Annotated in this window: 7 protein-coding genes; 5 read left to right on the top strand and 2 right to left on the bottom strand. The window is 63.4% G+C overall.

Annotated elements, in window-relative coordinates:
- The first annotated feature begins 296 nt into the window (after nucleotides 1–296).
- From ACYVE9_RS15125 to ACYVE9_RS15115, 3 genes are all read left to right on the top strand, one after another.
- The gene (locus tag ACYVE9_RS15125) at nucleotides 297–578 is read left to right on the top strand and encodes a hypothetical protein (RefSeq protein WP_461028363.1); all 282 of its coding nucleotides are present in this window, start codon (nucleotides 297–299) and stop codon (nucleotides 576–578) included.
- 205 nt (nucleotides 579–783) lie between these two features.
- Nucleotides 784–2,136, top strand: a complete 1,353-nt coding sequence (locus ACYVE9_RS15120) for an ABC1 kinase family protein (RefSeq protein WP_461028362.1) — start codon at nucleotides 784–786, stop codon at nucleotides 2,134–2,136.
- A 45-nt stretch (nucleotides 2,137–2,181) separates the two neighbouring features.
- Complete coding sequence (locus tag ACYVE9_RS15115) at nucleotides 2,182–2,937, top strand: cytochrome P450 (RefSeq protein ID WP_461028361.1); 756 nt, start codon at nucleotides 2,182–2,184, stop codon at nucleotides 2,935–2,937.
- Nucleotides 2,938–2,966: 29 nt separating this feature from the next.
- Here the strand turns inward: ACYVE9_RS15115 and ACYVE9_RS15110 are convergent, their stop codons facing one another.
- Nucleotides 2,967–3,749 carry a transposase gene (locus ACYVE9_RS15110; protein WP_461028360.1) on the bottom strand — a complete coding sequence of 261 codons (783 nt, stop codon included), beginning with the start codon at nucleotides 3,747–3,749 and terminating at the stop codon, nucleotides 2,967–2,969.
- A 166-nt stretch (nucleotides 3,750–3,915) separates the two neighbouring features.
- On the opposite strand from ACYVE9_RS15110, the gene ACYVE9_RS15105 reads away from it, so the two are divergent.
- Complete coding sequence (locus ACYVE9_RS15105; RefSeq protein ID WP_461028359.1) at nucleotides 3,916–4,155, top strand: Scr1 family TA system antitoxin-like transcriptional regulator; 240 nt, start codon at nucleotides 3,916–3,918, stop codon at nucleotides 4,153–4,155.
- On the top strand, nucleotides 4,152–4,391 hold the full coding sequence (locus ACYVE9_RS15100; protein ID WP_461028358.1) for a DUF397 domain-containing protein: 240 nt from the start codon (nucleotides 4,152–4,154) through the stop codon (nucleotides 4,389–4,391). Before ACYVE9_RS15105 ends, ACYVE9_RS15100 begins: the two co-directional genes overlap by 4 nt.
- A gap of 21 nt (nucleotides 4,392–4,412) precedes the next feature.
- Here ACYVE9_RS15100 and ACYVE9_RS15095 read toward each other — a convergent pair whose 3' ends face one another.
- On the bottom strand, nucleotides 4,413–4,946 hold the full coding sequence (locus ACYVE9_RS15095) for a sugar O-acetyltransferase (protein ID WP_461028364.1): 534 nt from the start codon (nucleotides 4,944–4,946) through the stop codon (nucleotides 4,413–4,415).
- Nucleotides 4,947–5,096: the final 150 nt, after the last annotated feature.

Genomic DNA, 5,096 nt, shown 5'->3' with positions numbered 1-5,096 from the left:
CCCACACCGGTCACGCCCAACCAGGGCAAGTTCACAAGAGCGTGTTACGAGCTCTCAGTAGCCGATGAGGTAAGGGTGCACCTGAGGAGTTGGGACTTGGCTTGATCATGATCTGCTGGAGTGGGCACCTGGCAGGTCCGACTGTGGGGCCAGTTGCGTACCTGGCTGCTGCATGAGCTGTGGTCGAATGCATCCGTGGTCGTTCAACGCGTTCACGCATAGGGATCTCGAAGCTCTTACCTCTCTGCGCCGCTGTGGGGTTTCCTGGACACAGCTTCCCGGCAGAGTGTATTTCGATGGCACTGCCACTCATTTCCTATCGAAGGGAGACAACGGACATGGCCGGGAGAAGGCGAAGGAAGAACCTGATCGACGACTTACTCGATCGGACTGATGACGCGAGCCGTGACATGACCAAAGTCGTCCGCCGGGCGCTCACGGGCCGAAGGAAGAAGAGGAAGGGCGGCGCGCGGAAGTGGGCTAAGCGCAACAACGAGGCGCTCGAAGCTCTGGCGCTCCAGCTCGACCGGTACATCAAACACGACCGCGAGATGGCACAGTCCGGCAGCAAGGAGTGAGCGGAGGGCAGGGCGCCTACGTCTGCGCCGGCTGCCGCACAGCCGGCCGGGTCAGGAAGGCGGTCTAGTGGCTCAGCAGCGCGGGCGCCGTGCCGTGCACATTCTTGGCCGCCTCGGCGTTCAGGAGATGTCCCGGACAGCCAAGAGCCGGTGGTCGCAGCGCAGAGGGGGGCCGCCAGAGGGAAGCGCCGAGCATCAACGGGCCGTGGCGATCCGTCTAACACTGGAACGGCTGGGCCCGCTGTACGTCAAGATCGGCCAGATTCTCACTACGCGGCCTGACTTTGTACCCGAGTATGTCCGCGACGAGCTTGCGCTACTGACAGATCAGGTCACAGTCCATCCCTTCGCCCCCTTTGCGGAAGTTCTGGAGGAGGAGCTCGGCGCTGACTGGCGTGCCTCCTTCAGCTCTTTCGAAACAGACCAGCCGCTGGGAGCCGCCTCCTTGGCACAGGTGTACCGTGCCACCCGTAGGGACGGGACACCGTGCGTAGTCAAGATCCAACGGCCTGGATCCATTGACGCCGTTCTCGGCGACATGCAGGTCCTGCGCCGCGTTGCCAAAGTGATTGGGCGCGGGGCACCCCGCTTCAACGAGGTTATCGACATTGCGGCCATGCTCGACGTCGTCTTCCGCGCCATGGCTGACGAGTTGGATTTCACGCGAGAAGCCGACAACATGAAGGACGCCAGGAAGGCAGCTCGCGAGTACAAAACCATTAAGATTCCGAAGCCGATTTTAGCTACTCCGCGGGTATTGATTCAAACACTTGCCGACGGTCAATCGGCCAACCGTCTGAAAGAGGATGAGTTAAGCACCAAGCAGCGGAAAAAGGTGGCCAAGGAACTGATGGCCTACGTATTCAAGAGTTACTTCACGGGCCGCGTATTTCATGCCGATCCGCACCCGGGAAACGTCTTGGTCAGCCCGAACGGTAGGGCTCACATCATTGACTGGGGCATGGTCGGCCGGCTGGACCGCAGCACAAGTTCTGCAGTGCTGGGAGCCATGGTATCGATGGCTTACAACGACGGACCGGCTCTAGCACGATCCTGGATGCAGCTCGGCACCACGTTGCCCTGGAGCGATATCGGAGGGTTTGTATCAGATATCGCACGGTTCGTACCACACGTGACGGATGCCTCCTTGGAGAAGATGAACTTTGGCGTGGCCCTCACCAGTGTGCTGACTTTCTCTACTCGCCGAGGCATCCAAACATCTCCCAATGTCTCGATGATAGGGAAATCCGTCGCCAATCTGGAAGGTACCGTTCGTTATATTTATCCTCGCTTAAAAATGTCGGATATCATTCGGAGTACCCTACGGGACATTCTTACTGAACTTGCGCATGACAGTATCTCGCAAGAACAGTTGGCCCTACATGCACTCACAGTGTTCCAGGGCATGTCTCAGAGTCCGAGAGAAGCCAGTGGGATACTCACAGATTTGGCACAACGCCAGCTCACCGTCCACAATCACACTCGACTTCATGACACTCGCCTCAGCAAGCCAGGGTACGTCGCCGCACTTATAGCTGCACACAAACGGAATCAGTGAGAACGACCTTGTCATGCCATTTGTTGCGGATAAGATTCCAGCCTCGTGCTGGCGACAGAGCAACCGCAGCAAACCCGGAGCCACACATTGAAGATGCGAAGAAACCCACTTAGCTACCTGACGTCACTGCCGGACCACGGCGACCTGGTACAGATACGCGCCGGTGGGTGGAAGGCATACGTGCTCTGTCACTCCGACCTGACCCAACAGGTCCTTCTAGGCGACCGCACCTTCGGCAAAGGTGGCCCTGTCTTCGACAAGATTCAGACAGTAGTCGAAAACAGTATAGTCACTTGCCCACATCGCGATCATCGACGGCAACGGCGACTCCTTCAACCAGCATTCCACCACGAGCGGATGGGCGGCTACGCACAGTCGATGACAGAAGAAATCAACATCTTGCTGGCTTCCTGGCGAGACAGGGAGGTAATCGACGTACCTGCCGAAATGGCATCGATCATCAGCAATGGCGTGACCAGCACCCTGTTCACTGCGGACGCCGCCCGCGAGGCCGCCCGCGCCGTGCGCGAATCACTCGACGTCATTTTCGACGGCGTCTACCGGCAAATGGTTATGCCTCTGCCGCTGCTGAACCGTCTACCGACCCCGGCCAATCGCCGCGCCTTGACGCAGAGGAGAACAACGACGATCCGGGCGGGCCCACCACTCTGTTGTTCACCCACGGTCTGCACGGAGGCCCGCACGGTGAGCGCCGACGATGCTCCCCGCCCCCGAGCGCCGCACTACCGAAGGCCGGACTGCCAGCTTCCCCCTAACGAGCTGGTGCGCGGTTGGCGGTGAGACGTCGTGGACTTCGGTGTGGCCCGTGTTCACGTCTGCCGTGTCGAGCTCAGGTCCACGGTCTGCTGGTGGGACAGCAGGCCGGCGACGGCTTGGATCGTGTCACTCATATAGTCGCGGCGGCCGAGGTGGCGGGCCAGTGCCCGCCAGTTCTTGAGATGGGCGATGCCGTGCTCGACCCGGATACGCCGTGAGGAATGTGCCTTGCGCTGCCGCTCGTACATCTCCTCGTACCAGTCCGGGGCGTTCCTCTTGAACTTGCGGTGTGGTGGTGTGATCACCCGTCCGCCGGTCTGGGCGCCCAGACCCTGATAGCCGGCGTCGGCGAGGATCTCCACCGCGGGTCCGTCCGCCAGGAGCTTGACCAGCCCTAACTGGCGGGCGTGAGTGATGTCCGCGCAACTGCCGGACTTGGTCGGGCTACAGAAGAGCACGCGGCCGGCCCCGTCCGTGACGACCATGGTCTTGACCGCGTTCTGCTTGTTCTTGCCGGAGATGAACCTGTCGCGGTCCTTGCGCCCGGCGGCCGGGCGGCGGACCCGAATCTCGGTGCCGTCGATGATCCCGGTCCTCCCGTCGGCACCGAGGTGGTCGATGACCTCGTCCAGGGTCCGCAGCCGCACGCCCGGGCTGACGGTGCACCCTCGCTCGGCGAGCAGGGGTCGCACCTCTGCGATGGCACGAGTGATGGTGGAGCGATCGACACCGAACCAGCAGGCGAGCACGTCGTGCGTGGTGGCATGCCGAAGGTGCACGAGCGTGGCCAGGAGCCGGTCGACGAACACCAACCGGTGCTTCGCACCCGCGCCCACAGCGCGCTTCCGCGGCCGAGACGCAAGCTCGGCTTGGTGCCGTTCATGCCACAACGGGCCCAGCTCTGCAACCAGTTCAGCGATCACGTCGGCCGACAGGCCCGTGACCCTCCGGTCGCTGACGATCGCTACACGAGACGCGTTCCCCACCACACGACCATGATCGATGAACAGAAGCTCGACGCCTCACCGCCAACCATGCACGAGCTCGTTAGGGCCGTTCGCACTGTTGGAAAGCCCCGAACACGAACACTTCGGGTACGAGGAGGGACAGACGACAGGGGTGCTGTTCTCTTCGCCGGAGAAGGTCAGCGTGCTTCGACAGCGCCATGACATGATCCTGCGGCAGGCCCTCAACCCTGAGGAGTCGGCCCGATTGATCAACGAGTTGGCGGAGGAACTATGAGCGGCGAAACGACATGGTTCAAGTCCAGCCACAGCGACAGCGAAGGCAGTGCCTGCCTCGAAGTCGCCCTCTCCTGGCGGAAGTCCACCCACAGCAATAGCGAAGGGGGCAACTGCGTGGAGGTGGCGGAGTGTCCGGAGACCGTGCACGTGCGGGACTCCAAGCGCCTCGCCGGGCCGCGACTGGCCTTTCCCGCACATGCCTGGTCCCGCTTCCTCGCGGACCTCACCGCCTGATCACGCCAGCGTCCGCCCGGGTCACACCTCGCGGATCACGCGGGCCGGGTTGCCGACGGCGACGACGTTCGCCGGCAGGTCGCGGGTGACGACGGCTCCGGCGCCGACGACGGTGTTCTCACCGATGGTCACGCCCGGGCAGACGATGACGCCGCCGCCCAGCCACACGTTGTCGCCGATGGTGATCGGCTCGGCGGCCTCCCACTTCGCCCGGCGCGCCTCCGGCTCGACGGGGTGGGTGGGCGTGAGCAGTTGCACGTTGGGGCCGATCTGCACGTCGGCGCCGATGGTGACCCGGCCGACGTCGAGCAGCGTCAGTCCGTAGTTGACGAAGGTGCGCGGGCCGACGGTCGTCTGGTAGCCGTAGTCGAGGCGCAGCGGGGGCCGGATCTCGACGTCCTCGCCGACCTCGCCGAGCAGTTCGGTGAGCAGTTCCCGCCGCTTCTCGGAGTCGGCGGCGCTGGTGGCGTTGAAGCGCTCGCTGAGCAGCGCCGCGCGCAGGGTCTCGGCGGCGAGTTCCGGGTCGTCGGCGAGATACGGCTCACCGGCGAGCATGCGTTCCTTCTGGCTGGCCACGGCGGGTCCTCCCCGGGGTCGGACCCCGTTCGTGTGCACGGCTGGGACGGACGGCGAGAGGCCGCCCGCCCACACGCTACGCAGTCCCGCCGCACGAGGCGCACCCGCCCGGCAGTGGGTTGCCGGGCG

It is taken from the genome of Streptomyces sparsus (assembly GCF_054776295.1).
This window is presented reverse-complemented; position numbering and strand designations above follow the sequence as displayed.